The sequence below is a fragment of the Amycolatopsis ponsaeliensis genome (assembly GCF_030182635.1).
Classification (GTDB): Bacteria; Actinomycetota; Actinomycetes; order Mycobacteriales; family Pseudonocardiaceae; genus Amycolatopsis; species Amycolatopsis ponsaeliensis.
This window is the reverse complement of the sequence record NZ_JAPZLD010000045.1, coordinates 36,759-54,972: the sequence shown is the minus strand read 5'-3', so window position 1 is coordinate 54,972 and position 18,214 is coordinate 36,759. Positions and strand designations below refer to the sequence as shown.

At 73.2% G+C, this 18,214-nt stretch carries 17 protein-coding genes; 5 read left to right on the top strand and 12 right to left on the bottom strand.

The annotated features are described in order from the left end of the window. Window positions 1–31: 31 nt before the first annotated feature. Window positions 32–3,028 (bottom strand): ATP-binding protein, encoded by a 2,997-nt coding sequence (locus QQ657_RS44315; protein WP_284748390.1) that lies wholly within the window; start codon window positions 3,026–3,028, stop codon window positions 32–34. A 28-nt stretch (window positions 3,029–3,056) separates the two neighbouring features. Further along, a complete protein-coding gene (locus QQ657_RS44310; RefSeq protein WP_284748389.1) occupies window positions 3,057–4,187 on the bottom strand; it encodes an epoxide hydrolase family protein in 1,131 nt (376 codons plus the stop codon). Between the two features lie 53 nt (window positions 4,188–4,240). On the opposite strand from QQ657_RS44310, the gene QQ657_RS44305 reads away from it, so the two are divergent. Then, window positions 4,241–5,206 carry a helix-turn-helix transcriptional regulator gene (locus QQ657_RS44305; RefSeq protein WP_284748388.1) on the top strand — a complete coding sequence of 322 codons (966 nt, stop codon included), beginning with the start codon at window positions 4,241–4,243 and terminating at the stop codon, window positions 5,204–5,206. On the opposite strand, the gene QQ657_RS44300 is transcribed toward QQ657_RS44305, so the two are convergent. Genes QQ657_RS44300 through QQ657_RS44290 form a run of 3 tightly spaced genes read right to left on the bottom strand, consistent with a single transcriptional unit; the run spans window position 5,175 to window position 7,220 of the window. Continuing rightward, window positions 5,175–5,654 (bottom strand): SRPBCC family protein, encoded by a 480-nt coding sequence (locus tag QQ657_RS44300; protein ID WP_284748387.1) that lies wholly within the window; start codon window positions 5,652–5,654, stop codon window positions 5,175–5,177. The two genes, QQ657_RS44305 and QQ657_RS44300, sit on opposite strands and share 32 nt — an antisense overlap. Window position 5,655: 1 nt before the next feature. After that, window positions 5,656–5,991, bottom strand: coding sequence for an ArsR/SmtB family transcription factor (locus QQ657_RS44295; protein WP_284748386.1), 336 nt, complete (start codon window positions 5,989–5,991; stop codon window positions 5,656–5,658). A gap of 41 nt (window positions 5,992–6,032) precedes the next feature. Further along, complete coding sequence (locus QQ657_RS44290) at window positions 6,033–7,220, bottom strand: amidohydrolase (protein WP_284748385.1); 1,188 nt, start codon at window positions 7,218–7,220, stop codon at window positions 6,033–6,035. A 150-nt stretch (window positions 7,221–7,370) separates the two neighbouring features. Here QQ657_RS44290 and QQ657_RS44285 point away from each other — a divergent pair, with 150 nt between their 5' ends. Continuing rightward, window positions 7,371–8,459 carry a carboxylate-amine ligase gene (locus QQ657_RS44285; RefSeq protein ID WP_284748384.1) on the top strand — a complete coding sequence of 363 codons (1,089 nt, stop codon included), beginning with the start codon at window positions 7,371–7,373 and terminating at the stop codon, window positions 8,457–8,459. Between the two features lie 21 nt (window positions 8,460–8,480). On the opposite strand, the gene QQ657_RS44280 is transcribed toward QQ657_RS44285, so the two are convergent. Genes QQ657_RS44280 through QQ657_RS44270 form a run of 3 tightly spaced genes read right to left on the bottom strand, consistent with a single transcriptional unit; the run spans window position 8,481 to window position 12,118 of the window. Further along, window positions 8,481–10,358, bottom strand: coding sequence for a CheR family methyltransferase (locus QQ657_RS44280; RefSeq protein ID WP_284748383.1), 1,878 nt, complete (start codon window positions 10,356–10,358; stop codon window positions 8,481–8,483). 10 nt (window positions 10,359–10,368) lie between these two features. Next, window positions 10,369–11,133: an ATP-binding protein gene (locus QQ657_RS44275; RefSeq protein WP_284748382.1), complete on the bottom strand. Its 765-nt coding sequence runs from the start codon at window positions 11,131–11,133 to the stop codon at window positions 10,369–10,371. Further along, window positions 11,123–12,118 (bottom strand): chemotaxis protein CheB, encoded by a 996-nt coding sequence (locus QQ657_RS44270; protein WP_434056843.1) that lies wholly within the window; start codon window positions 12,116–12,118, stop codon window positions 11,123–11,125. The genes QQ657_RS44275 and QQ657_RS44270 overlap by 11 nt, the downstream gene beginning before the upstream one ends. A 408-nt stretch (window positions 12,119–12,526) precedes the next feature. Here QQ657_RS44270 and QQ657_RS44265 point away from each other — a divergent pair, with 408 nt between their 5' ends. Beyond that, window positions 12,527–12,868: a hypothetical protein gene (locus QQ657_RS44265; RefSeq protein WP_284748380.1), complete on the top strand. Its 342-nt coding sequence runs from the start codon at window positions 12,527–12,529 to the stop codon at window positions 12,866–12,868. An 89-nt stretch (window positions 12,869–12,957) separates the two neighbouring features. On the opposite strand, the gene QQ657_RS44260 is transcribed toward QQ657_RS44265, so the two are convergent. After that, a complete protein-coding gene (locus QQ657_RS44260; RefSeq protein WP_284748422.1) occupies window positions 12,958–13,335 on the bottom strand; it encodes a VOC family protein in 378 nt (125 codons plus the stop codon). A 122-nt stretch (window positions 13,336–13,457) separates the two neighbouring features. On the opposite strand from QQ657_RS44260, the gene QQ657_RS44255 reads away from it, so the two are divergent. Continuing rightward, window positions 13,458–13,916, top strand: coding sequence for an SRPBCC family protein (locus QQ657_RS44255; protein ID WP_284748379.1), 459 nt, complete (start codon window positions 13,458–13,460; stop codon window positions 13,914–13,916). Window positions 13,917–13,929: 13 nt separating this feature from the next. Here QQ657_RS44255 and QQ657_RS44250 read toward each other — a convergent pair whose 3' ends face one another. The 3 genes from QQ657_RS44250 to QQ657_RS44240 all read right to left on the bottom strand — a co-directional run bounded on the left by QQ657_RS44250 (window position 13,930) and on the right by QQ657_RS44240 (window position 17,215). Continuing rightward, complete coding sequence (locus QQ657_RS44250; RefSeq protein ID WP_284748378.1) at window positions 13,930–15,522, bottom strand: phytoene desaturase family protein; 1,593 nt, start codon at window positions 15,520–15,522, stop codon at window positions 13,930–13,932. Window positions 15,523–15,604: 82 nt separating this feature from the next. Further along, window positions 15,605–16,600: an inorganic phosphate transporter gene (locus QQ657_RS44245; RefSeq protein ID WP_284748377.1), complete on the bottom strand. Its 996-nt coding sequence runs from the start codon at window positions 16,598–16,600 to the stop codon at window positions 15,605–15,607. Further along, window positions 16,601–17,215, bottom strand: coding sequence for a DUF47 domain-containing protein (locus QQ657_RS44240; RefSeq protein ID WP_284748376.1), 615 nt, complete (start codon window positions 17,213–17,215; stop codon window positions 16,601–16,603). Window positions 17,216–17,709: 494 nt separating this feature from the next. Between QQ657_RS44240 and QQ657_RS44235 the strand changes: the two genes are divergently transcribed. Further along, window positions 17,710–18,147 (top strand): hypothetical protein, encoded by a 438-nt coding sequence (locus QQ657_RS44235; protein WP_284748375.1) that lies wholly within the window; start codon window positions 17,710–17,712, stop codon window positions 18,145–18,147. Window positions 18,148–18,214: the final 67 nt, after the last annotated feature.

The following is an 18,214-nucleotide window of genomic DNA, read 5'->3' as shown; positions in this document are numbered from 1 at the left end:
GCCCCGAACTCTGGGCGCGGCCGCTGACCGCTCACGAACCGAGCGCGAACCGCCGTTGACCGAACTCGCTCATCGCCTGCTCAGGGGGCATTTCGCGACCGCGGTCGAAGGCTTGCGCGTAGGCCTCGGCGCCGATCCGCGCCCGAACGCGGTCGGTCACCGACGCAACATCCGCGTCCCCGGTGACCGGCGCCCCGCGCAGCCCGACGGCGACGCCGAGCAGGAACGCGGCCCGCTCGTCTTCGGCCCGCGCGGCGAGGACGCCCGCCAGGCCTTCGACCGCCTGGGCCGCGCCCGGCAGGTTCGCGTGTTCGAGGGCCGTGGCCAGCGCCTCCTGGTGCAGATCGGTCGCCTCGTCGAGGTGGCCCTCGGCCGCGGCCGTCCAGCCGAAGCCGGTGTGCAGCCGGATGCGCGTCTCGCCGCCGGTGACCGGGTCGACGGCGAGGCCGACGGCCGCGGTGTACCAGCGCCGGGCCGCGGCCAGGTCGCCCGCGCGCCGCGCGATCTCGCCCAGGCCGCCGCGGGCCCGCGCGAGCGTGAGCGGCGTGCCGGCCGCGCGTGCCTGGTCGGCGGCGGTTTCGTAGTCGGCCCGGGCGGTCTCGGCGTCCCCGGCACGCAGCACGCCGTCGGCGCGGCGGCAGAGCAGCTCGGCGGCGTCCTCGACGGCGCCGAGCTCGCCGGCCAGCCGCACGGACTCGTCCATCAGCTCCCGGAACCGCGCGTGGTCGCCGCGCCAGTCCGCGAACTCCGCGAGCTTCTCCAGCGCGCTGGCCTCGCCCCAGCGGTCACCGAGCGCCCGGAACCCGTCCAGCGACGCCGAAAAGTGCGTCTCGGCTTCCGCGATCCGGCCGCGGTACTGCGCGCCGAGGCCGTCGCCGATCCGCGTGAACGCCCGCGACCACGCGTCGTCGCCGACCAGCGCGGCCAGCCGCTCGCCGTCCCGCACCTTGGTGTGCGGGGAAAACGCCCACAGCAGGAAGAGGTACGGGTGGCGCAGCGGCCCCTCGAGCCCCTGCACGATCGGCTCGATCTCGACATCGGTGCCTGACGCGTGGATCAGGCAGAGGACGTACTCCTCGGCCAGTCCCGGCGGCGGCTCGGCCCCGAAGGCGGTGACGACGGCATCCGCGAACGGGGTCGCTTCGCTGCGCAGGCCGCGCAACCACCAGTACCAGGTCAGGGCCGCGATGAGCCGCACCGCGGTTTCCGGTTCTTCGGAAGCGCTCCAGCGCAGTGCCGCGTGCAGGTCGGCGTGCTCGGCGGTCAGCTCCGCCAGGGCAGTCAGCTGGTCCGCACCGCGCAGCTTCGGCTCGGCCGCACGGGCGAGGCCGAGGAAGTACTTCGCGTGCTCGGACCGGCGGTCGTCGCCGTGCTCGGCGCAGAACGCGCGGATCGTCTCCAGCATCCGGTACCGGCCGCCGTCGAACTCGACGAAGGACTTCTCGACCAGGCCGGTGAGCACGCCGTCGGCGTCGGGTTCGGCGCAGACCCGTTCGGCCGCGCCGAGCCGCGCGCCGCCGGCGAACACCGCGAACCGGCCCGCGAGCCGTTGTTCGTCCGGTTCGAGGAGATCCCAGCTCCACTCGACGACGCCGCGCAGCGTCCGGTGCCGCGGCTCGGCGGTCCGGTCGCCGCGCGACAGCAGCCGGAAACGGTCGCCGAGCCGGGCCGCGACGTCGTCCGCGGACAGCGACCGCAGGCGGGCGGCGGCGAGCTCGATCGCCAGCGGGAGACCGTCGAGGGCCGCGCAGATCCGGGCCACCGCACCCGGGTCGGGCACGCTGCCCGGCGCCACCGCGGCGGCCCGCTCGGTGAACAGCTCCGCCGCGGCGCCAGCGGGCAGGGCGCCGACCGGCACCAGCTTCTCGCCGGTCAGGCCCAGGGGCTCGCGGCTGGTGGCGAGCACGCGCAGGCCCGGGCACCCGGCGAGCAGCCGCCGGACCAGCCGCGCGGTGTCGGCGACGACGTGTTCGCAGTTGTCGAGCACCAGCAGCAGGGGCCGGTCGGCGAGCGCGGCGGCCAGGCGCCCGGCCGGCTCCTCCGCCGCGCCGGGCGCCAGCACACCTTGCTCGCGCAGCCCCAGCGCGGCGAGGACCGCGCGGGCCACATCGGTTGTCGTCGCCAGTTCGACGAAGCACGCTTCGCCGGCCGCGGCTTCGATGGCGAGCCGGGTCTTGCCGGCGCCGCCCGGCCCGGTGAGCGTGACGAGCCGGGCGTCCTCCAGGGCCTTCCCGAGGTCGCCGAGCTCGGTCCGGCCGACGAACCCGGTCAGCGGCACCGGAACCCGCCGGGCGGGCGCGGGGGCGGCGGCTCGCAGGACGGCGACGTGCGCGTCCGCCAGCTCCGGCGACGGGTCCGCGCCCAGCTCGTCGGCGAGCCGTTCGCGGATCTCGGCGAAGGCGGTCAGGGCCTCGGCGGACCGGCCGCCGCCGTGCAGCGCGCGCACGAGCTGAGCGGCGAGCCGTTCGCGCAGCGGGTGTTCCCCGGTGAGTTCGCGGAGCTCGGCGACGAGCCGCTCGTGGTGACCGAGCAGGAGATCCGCCTCGACGCGGTCCTCGATAGCGGCGAGGCGCAGCTCGGCCAGCCGGGCCGCGCGGGGCGGATCCGCGAGGCCGTCGAGCGCGGGTCCTCGCCACAGCGCCAGTGCTTCGGCGAACAGCTCCCGTTTCGCGGCCGGGTCGGGAGTCGCCCGCGCCTCGGCGGTGAGCCGTTCGAAGCGGTGGACGTCGACGTCCTGCGGGTCGACGGCCAGCCGGTAGCCGGCGGGCGTGAACTCGACCAGACCGTCCGGCGCGCCGCCGTCCCGCAGGCGCCGGCGCAGCCGCGAGACCTGCGACTGGAGGGCTTCGGCGGCGCCGTCGGGCGGGTGGTCGCCGTGCAGGCCGTCGATCAGCCGGTCCGCACTGATCACGCGGCCGGCGTCGAGGGCGAGCAGGGCCAGCAGCCCCCGAAGCTGGGGACCACCCAGGGGAACCGGGGTCCCGTCGGGACGGCGGGCTTCGACCGGCCCGAGGATCGCGAACTGCACGCCGCCGATTCTGGCCCACCGCCCCCGGTCACGGCCGCAGCTTCCGGAAGAACGCGCGGATGTCGGCCACGAGCAGCTCCGGCTCCTCCATCGCCGCGAAGTGGCCGCCCTCGGCGAACTCCGACCAGTGCTCGATCTTCTCCTCCGGGTCCATGATCCGGCGCACCACCGGCGAGGAGTTGAACACCGCCCAGCCCGACGGCACATCGGACGGCGCCAGCCAGCCGTGGCCGGAGTGCGCGGCCTCGTAGAGGAACCGGGCCGCCGTCGCGCCGCTGCGCGTGAACCAGTACAGGCTGACGGTCGTCAGGAGCCGGTCGCGGGCGATGCCGCCGCCCGGGTTCGTCCACGCCTGGACCTTCTCGGCGATCCAGGCCAGCTGCCCGACCGGTGAGTCGGTGAGCGCCGCCGCGATCGTCTCCGGCTTGTGCGACTGCAGGTCGAGGTACCCGCGGCCGGCCTTCCAGGCCTCGCGGGCCGCGTCCAGTTCGGACTGTTCGTCCGCGGTCAGGTTCTCCGGCAACGGAAGCTGCTCGCCCGCAAGCGCGATGGTGCCGCGGTCGCTGTTGACGTGGGTACCCAGCACGCGGTCCGGGTACAACGCGGCGAGCCGTCCGGTGACGCCCGCGCCGATGTCGCCGCCCTGCGCCGCGAAGCGGTCGTAGCCGAGGCGCGTCATCAGCTCGGCGAACGCGTCCGTCGTCCGGGCCAGCTCCCAGCCGGGGCCGCTCAGCGGCGTCGAGAACCCGAAGCCGGGCAGCGACGGCACGACGACGTGGAACGCGTCCGGGCCGGGCTCGGTCAGCGGCCCGATGACGTCGAGGAATTCGGCGAAAGTGCTCGGATAGCCGTGCGTGAGCAGCAGCGGGACCGCGTCCGGGTCGGCCGACCGGACGTGCAGGTAGTGGATCCGCTGGCCGTCGATCTCGGTCGTGAACTGCGGGAACGCGTTGAGCGCGGCCTCCTGGGCCCGCCAGTCGAAGCCGTCGCGCCAGTACTCCGCCAGCTCGCGCACGACGGCGGTGGGGATGCCGCGCGACCAGTCCGGCTCGTCGCCGGGCACGGGGTCGGCGAAGCGCACTTCGGTGAGGCGGCGGTGCAGGTCGTCGAGGTCGGTCTGCGGGATTTCGATCCGGAAGGGGTTCGTCATGAGCAGCACGCTAGGAACGATTGCGGAAGACTTCCTTCCGCGATTCGTGCGATCCTCGGAAAATGTTGCAGACCTCCGCCCGCCTCCTCCGGCTGCTGTCGCTGCTCGAGACGCGCCGAGACTGGACCGGCGCCGACCTCGCCGGCCGGCTGGGCGTCACCGCGCGCACCGTCCGCAGCGACGTCGGGAAGCTGCGCGACCTCGGCTACCCGGTCGAGGCCTCCCCCGGCGTCCAGGGCGGCTACCGGCTCGGCGCGGGCGCGCAGCTGCCGCCGTTGCTGCTCGACGACGACGAAGCGGTGGCCGTCGCGGTGGGGCTGCGGACGGCCACCGGCGTCGCCGGGATCGGCGAGACGTCCGTGCGCGCACTCGCGAAGCTGGAGCAGGTGCTGCCGTCGCGGCTGCGGCACCGGGTGCAGGCTCTGCAGGCCGCGACGGTTTCGGTGCCGGGCACCGGCCCGGTCGTGGACGCCGACGTGCTGACGGCGATCGCGACGGCGATCCGGGCCGGCGAGCGGCTGCGGTTCGACTACACCAGCCACGAACGCACGGCGAGCAGGCGTGACGTCGAGCCGCACCGGCTGGTCGGCCTGAGCCGGCGCTGGTACCTCGTCGCGTGGGACACCGGGCGGGACGACTGGCGCACCTTCCGCGTCGACCGGATGACGCCGAAGGTGCCGAACGGGCCGCGCTTCACGCCACGCGAGCCGCCGGAAGGCGACGTCGCGCAGTTCGTCCAGCGCAGTGTCGGCGCGGCGACCTGGCGCTACCACGCGAAAGTGCGTCTCCACGCGTCGGCCGAGTACGTGCGGGCCCGGCTGCCGGTCGCGGTCGAGGTGACGCCCGAGAGGCCGGACCGCTGCGTCGCCGAGGTCGGCTCGGACAACGCGGCCATGCTCGCGCTGTACCTCGGGCTCCTCGAAGTGGACTTCGAAGTGCTCGACGCGCCGGAGCTGGCCGCCGAACTGGCCAAGACGGGCGACCGCTTCCTGCGTGCTAGCGCAGGGAGTTCGCGAGCTCCTCGATGAGCACCATCTGCTCCTGGACGCCGACCTCCATGCCGGACCCGAGAATCATGTCGCGCAGGTCCTTGCTGCCGGTCTCGGTCAGCAGCTCCAAGCGCGTCCGGTCGCCGTCGAGGGCGGTGAAGGTGGCCGTGTTGAGCGGCCCGTCCACCGAGTCGAGGTCCACGCCCGGCATCTCGAAGACCTCGGTGTAGACGATCTTCTCGTCCGGCACGACTTCCCGGTACTCGCCGTGGAAGCCGACCTCGGCCCCGTCGTTCGTCTCCAGCACGAAGCGCCAGCGGCCGCCGGGCCGCAGGTCCATCTCGACCTTCGTCGTCGTCCCGCGATGCCCGGCCCACCAGCGCTTCACCAGCTCCGGTGTGGTCCAGGCGCGGTAGACGAGGTGCCGGGGCGCGTCGAACTCGCGCGTGATGAGGATCCGGTCGTCCGCCGGGGTCGTGATCTCCACGTCAGTGCTCCTGTTCCTTGAGTTCTCCGAGGACGCCGTCCAGCAGCTCGAAGCGTTCCGACCACGTCCGTTCGTAGCGTTTGACCCAGTCGTGGATAGGTTTCAGCGCGGCGCCGTTGAGCCGGTAGACGCGCTGACGGCCTTCGTCGCGCACGTCGACCGCGCCCACTTCCCGCAAGACGCGCAGGTGTTTCGACACCTGGGGCTGGGCGAGGCCGAGCACGTCGACGAGGTCGCCGACGGACCGCTCGCCGGTCATCAGGACGTCGAGGATCTGCCGCCGCCGGGGTTCGGCGACGGCGTTGAACGTGTCGGCCGTTGTCGCTGCTCGTGCCACGGGAGCATCATATGCCCATATGGGTATGCGTCAAGGGCCGCTCAGCGCTCGGTCCGCTCCTGCTCGCGGAAGTAGTCCCACACCCGGCTGACCAGCGAGGGGTGCGTCCGCACGTCGATCGCCGTGCGGGCCAGCGCCGCCGCCGAGGCCAGCATCACCGACCGTCCGCGCGGGCTCGCCGACGCGGCCGCGAACTCTTCGGTGTGCACCGCGTACTCCTCCGCCGTGATCGCCACGAACGGGTGGATCGCCGGGACGCGGACGCTGACGTCGCCGATGTCGGACGAGCCCGGGTACACCCCCGGCGCCGGCGGCGTCGCGTGGATCCCGCACGCCGCCAGGTGCTCGGTGAACCGCTCGGAAAGCACCGGATTGTCGCGGAAATGCGCGAAACCGCGCCCGAGGCGCTCGACGTCGACCTTCGCGCCGGTCGCCAGCGCCGCACCCTGCGCGCACGTCGCGACGTCCTCGGCCAGCCGGTCCAGGGCCGCGGTCGTCCGGGCGCGGAGCCCGAAGCGGCCTTCGGCGCGGTCGGGGACGATGTTCGTCGCCTCGCCGCCGTGGGTGATGATCCCCTGGACGTGCGAGCCGGCGGGCAGCCGCTGCCGCAGCACCGAGACCGCGCCGAACGCCTGGAGCAACGCGGCGAGCGCGTCGATGCCGGCTTCCGGGTCGCCGGTCGGGTGGGCGGCGCGGCCGTGGAAAGTCACCTTCAGCTCGACCTGCGCGGTCAGCGGGGCCCAGGACCACGAGTGGACGCCCGGGTGGACCGTCAGCGCCGCGTCGACGTCGTCGAAGACGCCCGCCTCGGCCAGTGCCACCTTGCCGCCACCGCGTTCCTCGGCGGGACACCCCACGGCGAGCAGCGATCCCGGGCTGTCGGCCAGCACCTCGCGCGCCGCCAGCGCGGCACCGAGGCCGGCCGCGGCGATCAGGTTGTGGCCGCACGCGTGGCCCAGCCCGGGCAGCGCGTCGTACTCCAGCAGGAGCGCGACGCACGGCCGGCCGGTGCCGGCCCGCGCGACGAACGCCGTGGACAGTCCGGCAACCCCGGTTTCCACTTCGAACCCGCCGGCGGACAGCTCCGCGGTCAGCCGCTCGGCGGCCGCGTGCTCCTCATAGGACAGTTCCGGCCGCTCGTGCAGCGCGGTCGCGACCGCCCACAGCCGTTCGTCCAGCTGCCCGATCCGCTCGTCGGCCCGCTCGTGCAGCTCTTCGTGCCATTCCATGCCCACTGGAATACCCCCACCACGCACCGTCACACCACCGCAAGTCTTTCACGCGAGGCCGGGCAGCCGCCCGCTCGCCGCCGGGAGACGCCGTTTGCGCTCCCCCGTCTTCGGGGTATCCGGGGGCTCCCCACCCCCAGGAGCGCACCGGTGAACCCAGACGTGCTGACTTTCGGCATCGAAGAAGAGTTCTTCGTCGTCGACCGACATGGTCAGCTCTCGCAGGCAGGCGACGATGTCGTCGATGCCGCGGAAGCGGCCGGGGACGGCCAAGGCGAACTGCAGCACGAGCTGAACCGGTCGCAGGCCGAGACCGCCACCGGCGTCTGCCGCACGCACGCCGAAGCCCTGCGCCAGCTGAGCGGGCTGCGCCGGGACCTGGGCCGGGCGGCGCGTGCCCGCGGCTACCGGCTGCTGCCGGCCGGCGCGCCCCCGGTGTCCCAAGTGGACCCGCCGCGCATCACGCCGAACCCGCGCTACCAGCGGATGGCCGAACACTTCGGGGCCACCGCGTGGACTTCGCTCACCTGCGGCTGTCACGTCCACGTCGCGATCCCCGACAAGGAGAGCGGGATCCGGGTCCTCGGCAGCGTCCGGCCGTGGCTGCCCGCGCTGCTCACCATCACCGCGAACTCGGCCATTTCGGACGGCTACGACACCGGCTACGCCAGCTGGCGCTACCACCAGTGGAGCCGCTGGCCCTCGGCCGGGCCGCCGCCGCGGTTCGGTTCGCTCGACGAGTACGAGAGCATCGTCGACGGCTGGCTGCGCTCGGGCGCGATCCTGGACCGCGGGATGATCTATTGGGACGTCCGGCTGTCGGAGAAACAGCCGACGCTCGAGTTCCGCATCTCCGACGTCGCCGCCACCCCCGGCGAAGCGGTCCTGCTGGGAGTGCTGGCGCGCGGGCTCGTCACGACGGCGCTGGCCGACGACGCGCCGCCGCCGAAGTTGTCGAACGAGGTTCTGCGCGGCCGGCTCTGGCGGGCGTCGAGAGAAGGCGTGACCGGCTGCTGCCCACACCCGCGGACCGGCGACCTGGAGCCGGCGAAGGCGGTGCTCGACGACCTCATCGAGCTGACCGCGCCCGCGCTGGAAGCCGCGGGAGACCTGGACTTCGCGCGGGACGCGACCGCGCGGCTCGTGGCAGAGGGCGGGGGCGCCGACCGGCAGCGCCGGGCCTTCGCCGAGCGGAACCGGGCGGAAGCCGTCGTCGACCTGCTGACCGGCGGTGACTAGAACACGGGCGCGCCGAACGGCTCAGGAGGCCGGCCCGGCTTCCTCGGCCACCGGGCCGATCTCCTCCATCATCAGCAACGCGCCCGCGCTCTTGCCGTCCCGGTCCTGCAGTGCACTGCACTGCAACCGCACCACGACGGCGCGTCCCCGGCGGTTGACGGCGTCCAGGGTCTGCTCCGCCCGGGACCCGGCGTCGGCCAGCGCGTCGCGGACCACCGGGCGCAGCTCGGCGATCGGCAGGCCGATGTCCAGGTTGAGCAGGTGGGTTCCGGTCGCCTCTTCGCGGCGGACGCCCCAGAGGTTCTCCGCGCCGCGGTTCCAGGCCTTGATCCGCATCTCGGTGTCGATCACCACGATCCCGGCCTGGACCGAGGTCAGCACCGACTCCAGGAAGTCGTTCAGCTCGTCGAGCTCGAGGCCGCGGTCCCGGAGCGCGTCGTTGATCGTCTGCAGCTCGTCGTTGGTGGAGTGCAGCTCTTCGTTCGTCGTTTCGAGCTCTTCGTTGGTGGACTGGAGTTCCTCGTTGGTCGTCTCCAGTTCCTCCACAGTGGACTGGAGCTCTTCGTTCGTGGTCTCCAGCTCTTCGTTGGTCGACTGCAGCTCTTCGTAGGCCGACTTGAGCCTGCCGTTCGTGTACTCGAGCTCGCTGAGCAGCGAGCGCGCCCAGCTCACGTCGTGGAACACCACCGACACGCCGAGCAGGCTCTTCTCCTTGCCCAGCAGCGGGTTCACGTGCACCTCGTACCACACGGCGTCGCCGCCCCGCCGCCACTCGACGTCCTTGATCCGCAGCGACCGGCGTTCCAGGCGGGCCTGCTCGACATACGGCCGGAGCGTGAGCGGGCGGTAGGAGACGTCGAGGTCCCACAGCTTCCGCCCGATGTCCCGTTCGGACAGTCCGAACGAGATCTCGGCCTGCTGGTTGAGCAGCGCGACGGTCTCTTCACCGGTCACCACGATCTGGGCGACGGGGCTGGTCCCGAACGCGTGTTCGCGCAGCTGGTCGAGGCTGGAGGCGTCGGCCGGGCGCCGCGCCGGATGGCCGTGGGCTCCGAAGTGCTGGTAGCCACCCGGGGTGTTGCCGCTCTTGCGGAAGACCCGCTGCTTGAGGTCGAGCGGCTCGAAGAGGCGGGTGTGGCTGAGCAGCATCTCCGCCTTGCCCAGGAACATCACGCCCCGGGGCGCCAGCGCGAAGTGGAGCCGCTCGAGGATCTTGGTCTGGGTGTTCGCGTTGAAGTACATCAGGGTGTTGCGGCACAGCAGCAGGTCGATCCGGGAGATCGGGGCGTCCTGCACGAGGTCGTTGCGCCCGAAGATGACCGAGCGGCGGAGGTCCTTGCGGAAGACGTACCGGCTGCTCTGCTGCTCGAAGTACGCCGCGAGCTTGGCTTCGGGCAGGCCTTCGAGCTCCTCCGGGGTGTAGGCCGCGTGCCGGGCCTGGGCGAGCGCTTCCTCGTCGACGTCGGTGGCGTAGATCTTGACCCGCTGGCGGAAGGCGTCGACCCCGAGTGCGTCGGCGAGCGCGATGGCGATGCTGTACGCCTCCTGGCCGGCCGCGCACCCCGCGCTCCACACGCGGATCGGCTCGTCGGGGCTGCGTTCCGCGAGCAGCGCGGGGATCACCTGTTCGCGGAGGTACTCCCAGGCGTCCGGGTCGCGGAAGAACCCGGTGACGTTGATCAGGATGGTGTTGAACAGGGCGGCGAACTCGTCGGCGTTCACCTGGAGCTGATCCACGTAGTCCGCGTAGCTCTCGGCGCCGACCTGGGTCATGCGCCGCTGCACCCGCCGCATCAGGCTGGTCCGCTTGTAGCCGGTGAAGTCGAACCCGCGGGACTCCTTCAAGTAGGCGAGCACGGCTTCGAACTCGTCGTCGGCTTCCGGCCGGAGATCCGTCACCGGGGACACGCTACCTGCTGCCCGCGCGCGCCCGGCCGCGCCGGGTCAGCACCGCCCACACGACCTTGCCGCCCGCCCATGACCTGCTGCACCCCCAGACCCGCGCGATCTGCGCGACCATCTGCAACCCGAGACCGGAGTCGGAGCTGTCGACCCGCTCGTGCCGCACGGCCGGGTGCGGATCGCTGTCGGCGACGGCCACGGTGAAGACGCCCCGCCGCAGCTCGAGCCGCAGCCGGGGGGCCGAAAGGGTGTGCTGGATCGTGTTCTCGACCAGCTCCGTCGCGACGAGCAGCGCGTCCTCGGTGTGTTCCGGCACTCCCCACTCGGCGCAGACGCGGGTGACGAACTGCCGCGCCAGTGCCGAAGCCGCGGGCGAGGGCATCAGCAGCTGGACCGCCCGGCGCCGCGGCGGGTGGTCCCGTTCCCGCTCGGCCGTGGCGACGTCGGCGTGGACCGGCACGAAGCGGTCGATCGCCTGCGTCTTCAGCACCGCGATGTGTTCCGGCCGGGACGAGACCAGTGCGAACGGGACACCCGGCCAGTCGCCGATCCGCATGGCGACCGTCGTGAAGACGGCGGCCAGTTTGTCGTCGTCGATGGTGAGCCCGCCGATGTCGGCGATCACGCTGTCGGGGGCGTCCGTGGCGATCTTGAGCAGTCCGTCGCGCAGGTCGGGATAGCTCGCGAGGCTGAGCCTCCCGGTCACGTGCACCACCGTCGCCCCGGCCCGGACGTCCGGGACCAGGCGCACGGTCGCGTCCTCACCGGTCATGGTCACGACCGGGCTCGGGGTCCTGCGCGAGCAGGAACCGCCGGAGCGTCTCGGCGGCCGCGACGCATTCGCGTGCGGTGTTTTCGTACCGGCCGCCGGCCGGCGCGGCCCGGCCGTAGGCGTTCTCCTGCATCCGCCGGGCCAGCGCCGCCTTTTCGTCGAGGGACCGCAGCGCCGTCCACAGCGCCCGTTCGAACTCGAGGTCGTGGGCCCGGAGCAGGGCCTCGGCCGACCACGCGTGCCCGATGCGGCACCGGTAGTGGCCATCGCGGCCGCCGACCTCGACGAGCGTGCCACCGCAATCCGGGCAGCTGTGGCCCGACGGCGGGGTCACGTCGTCCGGGACGACGGCGTCGAGCCGGACTCCGTCCCGCGCGATCCGGTCCTCCAGGAGGAGGGCGGGAGACGGCGGCGGCACCTCGGCCGTCGGCACCGGCGTGCGGACCAGCTTGTCCAGGACCTTCCCGAGCACTTCGACCGGGTAGACGTGCTCGGTCGAAGTGCGCGCGAGCGCGCTCTCGGGCATGCCGGGGTAGAGCGCCTCCTCCGGGTCCTGCACCATCGCGACGCCGCCCCGTTCGACGATCGAGCCGAGCCCGAGCGCGCCGTCGTCCAAGGCACCGGAAAGCACGACGCCGATCACCGCGGGTCCCGCCGCGACGGCGGCCGACCGGAAGGTGGCGTTGACCGCCGGGCGGTGGCCGCTCTCGGTCGGGCCGTGGCTGAGGAACTGCACCCCGTCGTCGATGAGCAGGTGGCGGTCGGGCGGGGCCACGTGGATCACGCCCGGGGCCAGCGGGCGGCCGTGTGCCGCCGCGACCGCCGGGAGCACCCCGGCCCGGCCCAGGATCTGCGGCAGCGCGCTCGTCGCCCCGGGTGCCAGGTGCATCACCACGAGGATCGCCGCCGGGAAGTCGGCGGGGAGGACCCGCACCAGCTGGCGGAGCGCCTCGACCCCGCCTGCGGAAGCGCCGAGCACGACCATGTCGCGCCGGACCGGCACGGCGACCACCTCCTCACCCGGTCACGGTAGTCGCATCACCCTCCCGGGTAACCTCCGGGCGCTCACCGAAACGAGGTTGTCACCCTTCGTGGTACCGGACAGCGCACGCCCGGTGCTTCTCGATCACCTCGTGCTCGGCGCGCCGCCCCGAACCACACCCTCGGCGGCGCCGGTCTCGCGGGCACTCGGCGCCCCTCTCGCCGGCGTGCCGATCGTCCTCTGTGGACTCGCGGCGGGCCGAGTCCTGCCGCGCGTGATTAAACGTCACCCGGGCGGGGAAACCGGCGGTCAATTCGTGGCCCACAAAAGGCAGGAGACACGGTGAGTGAGCGTCGATCCACCCGTCCGTGTACTGGCCCGCGAACCCGCCCGTCCGGGAACCTGGGACCGATGAATCCCGATGCTTCCCCCGTGCGCTGGCGCGCGTCGATCGGCCTCGCGGTCGGCGGCGGCGGGCCGGTGTCGAGCATCGTCGAATCCGACCACGGGAGTGAAGGCTCGGCCCGAGAGTGGATCGAACGGAAGCTGCCGGGCACGCGGTTCCCGGCGTGGATCCCGGCGGCCCGGCGCGCCGACGGGGTGGAACTGTTCGGCCGGGTGGCCCGCGGGCGCGTGGTGACCGGACGACTGCTGCCGACCTGGGAGTCCGAGGGGACGCCGGTGTGGCACGCGGACCGGGCCGGGGATCGGGTGCAGTGGCGCCGCTGCGCGGCCGAGAACGACGAGCACTGAACGACTGACCGGTCCGGCGGGAAGGGTCGTTCAGCCGCAGCCACCCGGGCCATGTCCGGCACGCCGAACGAGCCGGTCACGACCGCTCGTCAGGCACCGACGTCCTTGCGCAGCAAGCAGAACTCGTTCCCTTCCGGGTCCTGCAGCACCTCCCAGGACTCGCTGCCGTCCTGCCCGACGTCGGCCGGGCGCGCGCCCAGCGCCAGCAGCCGCGCCAGCTCCGACTCCTGGTCGCTGCCCGCCGGGCTCACGTCCAGGTGCAGCGGCAGCTTCCCGCGGCGGGGGTGCTCCGTCCTGGCCAGCACCAGCGTCGGCGGCCCCTCGCCGAACCGGCCGCCGGGCGGGCCCAGCTCGAGACCGTCGGGCTCGTGGCCGATCACTTCGTAGCCGAGGGCCGCGCACCAGAACTCCGCGAGCCGGTCGGGGTCCCGGCAGTCCAGCACGAGCTCGGTGATCCGGCAGGCCATCCGCTCAGCTCCGTTCGCTTTCCCCGGCAGCGCCGCGACGTCCGGGATCCACCACCCTACAAGCGGCATACCCCGGCCGCGACGGGGTACTCCCGGCCCGTCCCGACGAGCAGGAGGAAGCCGTGACCGAGGTCAGCCGCGTGATCGACGTGCCACCCGAGGCCGTGTTCGAGGTCCTCGCCGACGGCTGGCTCTACGCCGGCTGGGTGGTCGGGAGCTCACACATCCGCGACGTCGACCCCGGCTGGCCGGAAGCGGGCTCGCGGATCCACCACAGCGTGGGCCCGTGGCCCCTGCACGTCCAGGACGAGACGGTGGTGACGGCGGTCGAGCCCGGGCTGTCGCTGTCGTTGGAAGCGCGGGCCTGGCCCGTCGGCGCGGCGGCGGTCGGGCTCACGCTCGTTCCGCACGGGCAAGGGACGCTGGTCCGGATGACCGAGCACGTCGTCCGCGGGCCCGGCAAGGTGCTGCCGTCCGCGCTGCAGTCGCTGCTGCTGAAGCCGCGCAACACCGAGTCCCTGGCCCGGCTGGCGGACCTGGCCACGGGGAAGCACACTCGCACGAAGAGCCGGCGCCCGTAGACATCCGCGTGGCTCAGCCGTAGATCGCGCGGTGGGCGGCCCGGATCACCGCCGCGTACCCGCCGCCCAGCCGGCCGGCCCGCGCCAGTGCCGCCCGGGCCGCGTTCGCCCCCGGGCCGCCGTGCACCGCGCCACCGGGATGCGCCGACGCGCCCGCCAGGAACAGCCGGTCCACCGGGGTGTCCGCGCGGCCCGTTCCCGGTACCGGGCGGAAGAACAACTGCTGGTGGAGCGCCGTCGTCCCGGCGTTGATCGCGCCGCCCACCAGCCCGGGGTTGTGGTTCGCCAGCTCGGCCGGGCCCTGCACGTAGCGGGCTTTGATCAGGCTGGTGAACCCCGGCGCGTTCGCCTCGATCGTCTCCTCGATGCGTTTCGCGCGCCGTTCCAAGGCCGCGCGGCTCTCCATCGTGCCGCGCGGCACGTGCGTGTACGCCCACGCCGCCTCCGTGCCGGCGGGCGAGCGCGTCGGGTCGGTCGTGGTCATCTGGCCGAGCAGCAGGAACGGGCGGCGCGGGGTCCGGCCGCGGGACAGTTCGCCGCCGAACGCCGACAGCCCGTCCAGATCCGTGCCGAGGTGGACCGTGCCGGCGCCGCGCGCGCCTTCCGCCGTCCACGGGATCGGGCCGGACAGCGCCCAGTCGACCTTCACGGTCGCACTGTCCCATTCGAACTTGCCGAGGTCCTCGACCAGCCGCGACGGCAGCCACTCCTCCCCCACCAGCTCGCGGTACAGCAACGGCGCGGGGACGTCGGCGAGCACGGCCTTGCGCGCCCGGACCGGGTCGCCGTGGGCGTCGCGCACGCCCAGCGCGCGGCCACCGCCGACGAGGACCTCCCGCACCGGGCGTCCACAGTGGACCTTCCCGCCGCGGGACTCCAGCCGGCGCACCAACGCCGAGATCAGTTCGCCGGCCCCGCCTTCGGGCACCGGGAACCCTTCGTCCTGCCCGACCATCGCGAGCAGCCAGCCGAAGACCGCGCTGCCCGCGTTGTCCACGGACAGGTCGCTGTGCGCGGCGTTCCCCGCCACCAGCAGCCGGGCGCCTTCGCCGGCGAACAGCTCGTCGCCGAACCGGCGGGCCGGCAGCGTCAGCATGCGCGCGAGGCGCAGCGCGTCGGCCGTCCCGGTGCGGCGCAGCAGTTTCAGCGCCGGGCGGACCGGTGGGAACGGCGTGAACAACGCGTTCAGCAGTGGCTCGCGGATTTCCCGCCACTGCTCGAACAGCCGCCGCCACGCGTCGCCGTCGCCGGGCTCGAACTCGTCGACCGAGGCCGCGGTGCGGTCGAGGTCGCGGGACAGCACCGCGCACCGGTCATCGGGCAGCACGTGTGCCAGGACGTCGGGTGCGTGCCGCCAGCGCAGGCCGTGCTCCGCCAGCCCCAGGCTCCGGATCACCGGCGACACCGCCGTCAGCGGGTAGAAGGCGCTGAACAAGTCGTTGCGGAAGCCCGGTTCGGTGACCTCGGCGGTCCGCACCGCGCCACCCGGGTGTTCCGTGGCCTCCAGCACGAGCACCGACCAGCCCGCGTCCGCCAGGATGTTCGCCGCCACCAGGCCGTTGTGGCCGGCGCCGATGACGACGGCATCGGCGGCTTCGGTGCTCACTGGCGACCTCCCGGAGATCAGGTCGTACCGAGATTGCCAGCCCGGCGCGATCTCCGCCAGGGCCTGCTCCGTGAAACGCGGCTCAGGTGAGCGCGTCGGCCACCAGGTACACCGCCGCCGCGACGGCCGCCGCGGCCGGGAACGTCAGGACCCAGCCCAGGACGATGTCCCGCGCGATCCCCCAGCGCACCGCCGAGAGCCGCCGCGTCGCGCCGACCCCCATGATCGCCGCCGTGATCACGTGGGTCGTCGAGATCGGGGCCTTCACCGCGAACGCCGTCACGTACAGCACCGACGACGCCACCGACTCCGCGACGAACCCGTGCGGCGGGTCCAAGGGGAACACCCGCCGCCCCAGGGTCCGCATGATCCGGAGACCGCCGGAGTAGGTGCCCAGCGACAAGGCCGCCGCGCACAGCAGGGTCACCCACAGCGGCACCGAAAACGTCTTCTGCTCCCCCGCCGCCACCAGCGCCAGGACGATCACGCCCATGCCCTTCTGCGCGTCCTGGAGACCGTGGCCGAGGGCGAGCGCCGACGCCGAGAGGATCTGGAACCGGCGGAACACCCGGCCGCTGCGGTGCGGGTTGGCGCGGCGCAGCAGCCACAGCGCCGCGACCATGGCGAAGTACCCGAGCCCCAGCCCGAGCAGCGGCGACGCGACCATCGGGATCAGCACCTTCTCGCCGATCCCGGCCCAGTGCACGGTGCTCGCGGCGGCCAGCGCCGCGCCGACCATCCCGCCGATCAGCGAGTGCGAGGACGACGACGGGAGCCCGAAGTACCAGGTGGTCAGGTTCCAGGTGATCGCCCCGGCGAGCGCGGCGAACACGACCGTGAGCGCGTCCGGCCCGGCCGGGACGTCGATGATGCCCTTGGCCACCGTCGCGGCGATGCCGGTGGACAGCAGCGCGCCCGCCAGGTTCATCACCGCCGCCAGCAGCAGCGCCGCGCGCAGGGTCAGTGCCCGCGTCGACACGGCGCTCGCGATCGCGTTCGCCGCGTCGTGGAACCCGTTGGTGTAGTCGAAGAAGAGCGTCAGGACGATCACGACGACCAGGGCGGCGGTGCCCGTCACTCAGGACTCCTTGACGGCGATGGTCTGCACCACGTCGGCGACGTGCTCGAACGCGTCGGCCGCCAGCTCGAACTGCTCGACGACCTCCTTGGTCTTCAGCACCTCGAGGGCGTCGCCGCCGGGCTCGAACAGGTGGGCCAGGATCCGCCGGTAGATGCGGTCGGCCTCGTTCTCCAGCTCGTTGATCTCGATCCAGTACGGCTCGAGGTCGCCCACCTTGGCCAGGCCGGGCATCGACGCCGCGGTCAGTTCGGCACAGCGGCCCAGCACCCGGACCAGCACGTCGGTACCCGGCGGGAACGCCTCGATCCGGTACAGCACGGCGAGGTCCGCCGCGGTGTCCATGAAGTCGAGCGCGTCGTCGATCTTCCCGGCCAGCGCCTGGATGTCCTCGCGGTCGAACGGGGTCACGAACGAGCTGTTCAGCTCCACCATGATCGTGTGCATCAGCTCGTCGCCCTGGTGCTCGACCTCGTGCAGCCGCTTGGCGAGGGGCTCGCGGTCGGCGGGTTCGGCGGCGACGAGGTCGCGCAGCACCGCGGTGGCGGTCACCAGGTTTCTCGCCGCGTCCGTGAGCAGGTCGAAGAACCGGGTACCCCGTGGGGTGAACCGCATCGATGTCCGTCCCTTCGTCTACGCAACCGCCGTGGGCCAGGTACCCCGGATGGCGGAAGGCTTAACGGACGGTATCCGGGAACCCAACGGGCCACGACGGAGGCACGCCGAAGCGCTCAGCCGAACCCCGGGGGAACGCTCACCGATCAAGGTCAGGGTGGTTGTCCGAGCACGCCGGGCCCTCGGCGGAACCGGGCGAAGCCGACGCGGGAGGACAGAACGTGCACTTCGCGGAGCTGTCGGCAGCCCAGCCGCGCCCGGTCGTCCGCCGGCGAAGCTTCGAGGACAACGGGTTTAGCCCCTCGAAGCGGTGGTAGCCACGGGAGGAGCCACCCCGGAGACCAGGGGCCCGCGTCCTGGCTGCAGGGACCGGGCGCGAGCCCCGGCCGCGGGCCGGACGGCGGACCCCCAGCCTCGCCGTCCGGCTCCTTCCCCTCGCTCGTTTCCCGCACGCGACGCCGGGTATCCGGTCGTGACGGCCGAAGGAGGATCCGATGGCACCGAAGGGCGGCAGCGAAGCGGCGGTGGCGGAACCCGCGGTCGTCGTGCGCCATCGGCTGCACGCGGACTTCGCCGTCCGGTTCCCGTGGCTGCGCCGCGCGCTGGGCACCCGCAGCGGGCTCGACCTGGACGCCGGCGGCCTGCGCGTCCGGCTCGGGCCGTGGTTCCTCGCGACTCCGCTGAGCAACCTCGCCGGCGCCGAAGTCAGCGGCCCGTACCACGCACTTCGCGGTCTCGGCGTGCGGTTGTCGCTCGCCGACCGCGGTCTGACCTTCGGGACGACGACCGAAGGTGGCGTCTGCCTGCGGTTCCACGAACCGGTGCCGGGCATCGACCCGTGGGGCCTGATCCGCCACCCGGGCCTGACGGTCACGGTCGCCGAGCCGGCTCTCGTCGCCGAAGCGATCAACCGGGTGGTGACGCGGGCGTGAGCACCACTCGGATCCTGGCCGTCGCGGTCGGCTGCCCGTGGATCGTGCTCGCGGATCCGGCGGGCAC

Bases quoted from the DNA above. Each gene is read 5' to 3' on its own strand.
- QQ657_RS44305 (WP_284748388.1), top strand. From the start codon at position 4,241: ATGTTGCAGACCTCCGCCCGCCTCCTCCGGCTGCTGTCGCTGCTCGAG.
- QQ657_RS44290 (WP_284748385.1), bottom strand. From the start codon at position 7,220: ATGGAATGGCACGAAGAGCTGCACGAGCGGGCCGACGAGCGGATCGGG.
- QQ657_RS44275 (WP_284748382.1), bottom strand. From the start codon at position 11,133: ATGACCGGTGAGGACGCGACCGTGCGCCTGGTCCCGGACGTCCGGGCC.
- QQ657_RS44270 (WP_434056843.1), bottom strand. From the start codon at position 12,118: ATGGTCGTGCTCGGCGCTTCCGCAGGCGGGGTCGAGGCGCTCCGCCAG.
- QQ657_RS44265 (WP_284748380.1), top strand. From the start codon at position 12,527: ATGAATCCCGATGCTTCCCCCGTGCGCTGGCGCGCGTCGATCGGCCTC.
- QQ657_RS44260 (WP_284748422.1), bottom strand. From the start codon at position 13,335: ATGGCCTGCCGGATCACCGAGCTCGTGCTGGACTGCCGGGACCCCGAC.
- QQ657_RS44240 (WP_284748376.1), bottom strand. From the start codon at position 17,215: ATGCGGTTCACCCCACGGGGTACCCGGTTCTTCGACCTGCTCACGGAC.
- QQ657_RS44235 (WP_284748375.1), top strand. From the start codon at position 17,710: ATGGCACCGAAGGGCGGCAGCGAAGCGGCGGTGGCGGAACCCGCGGTC.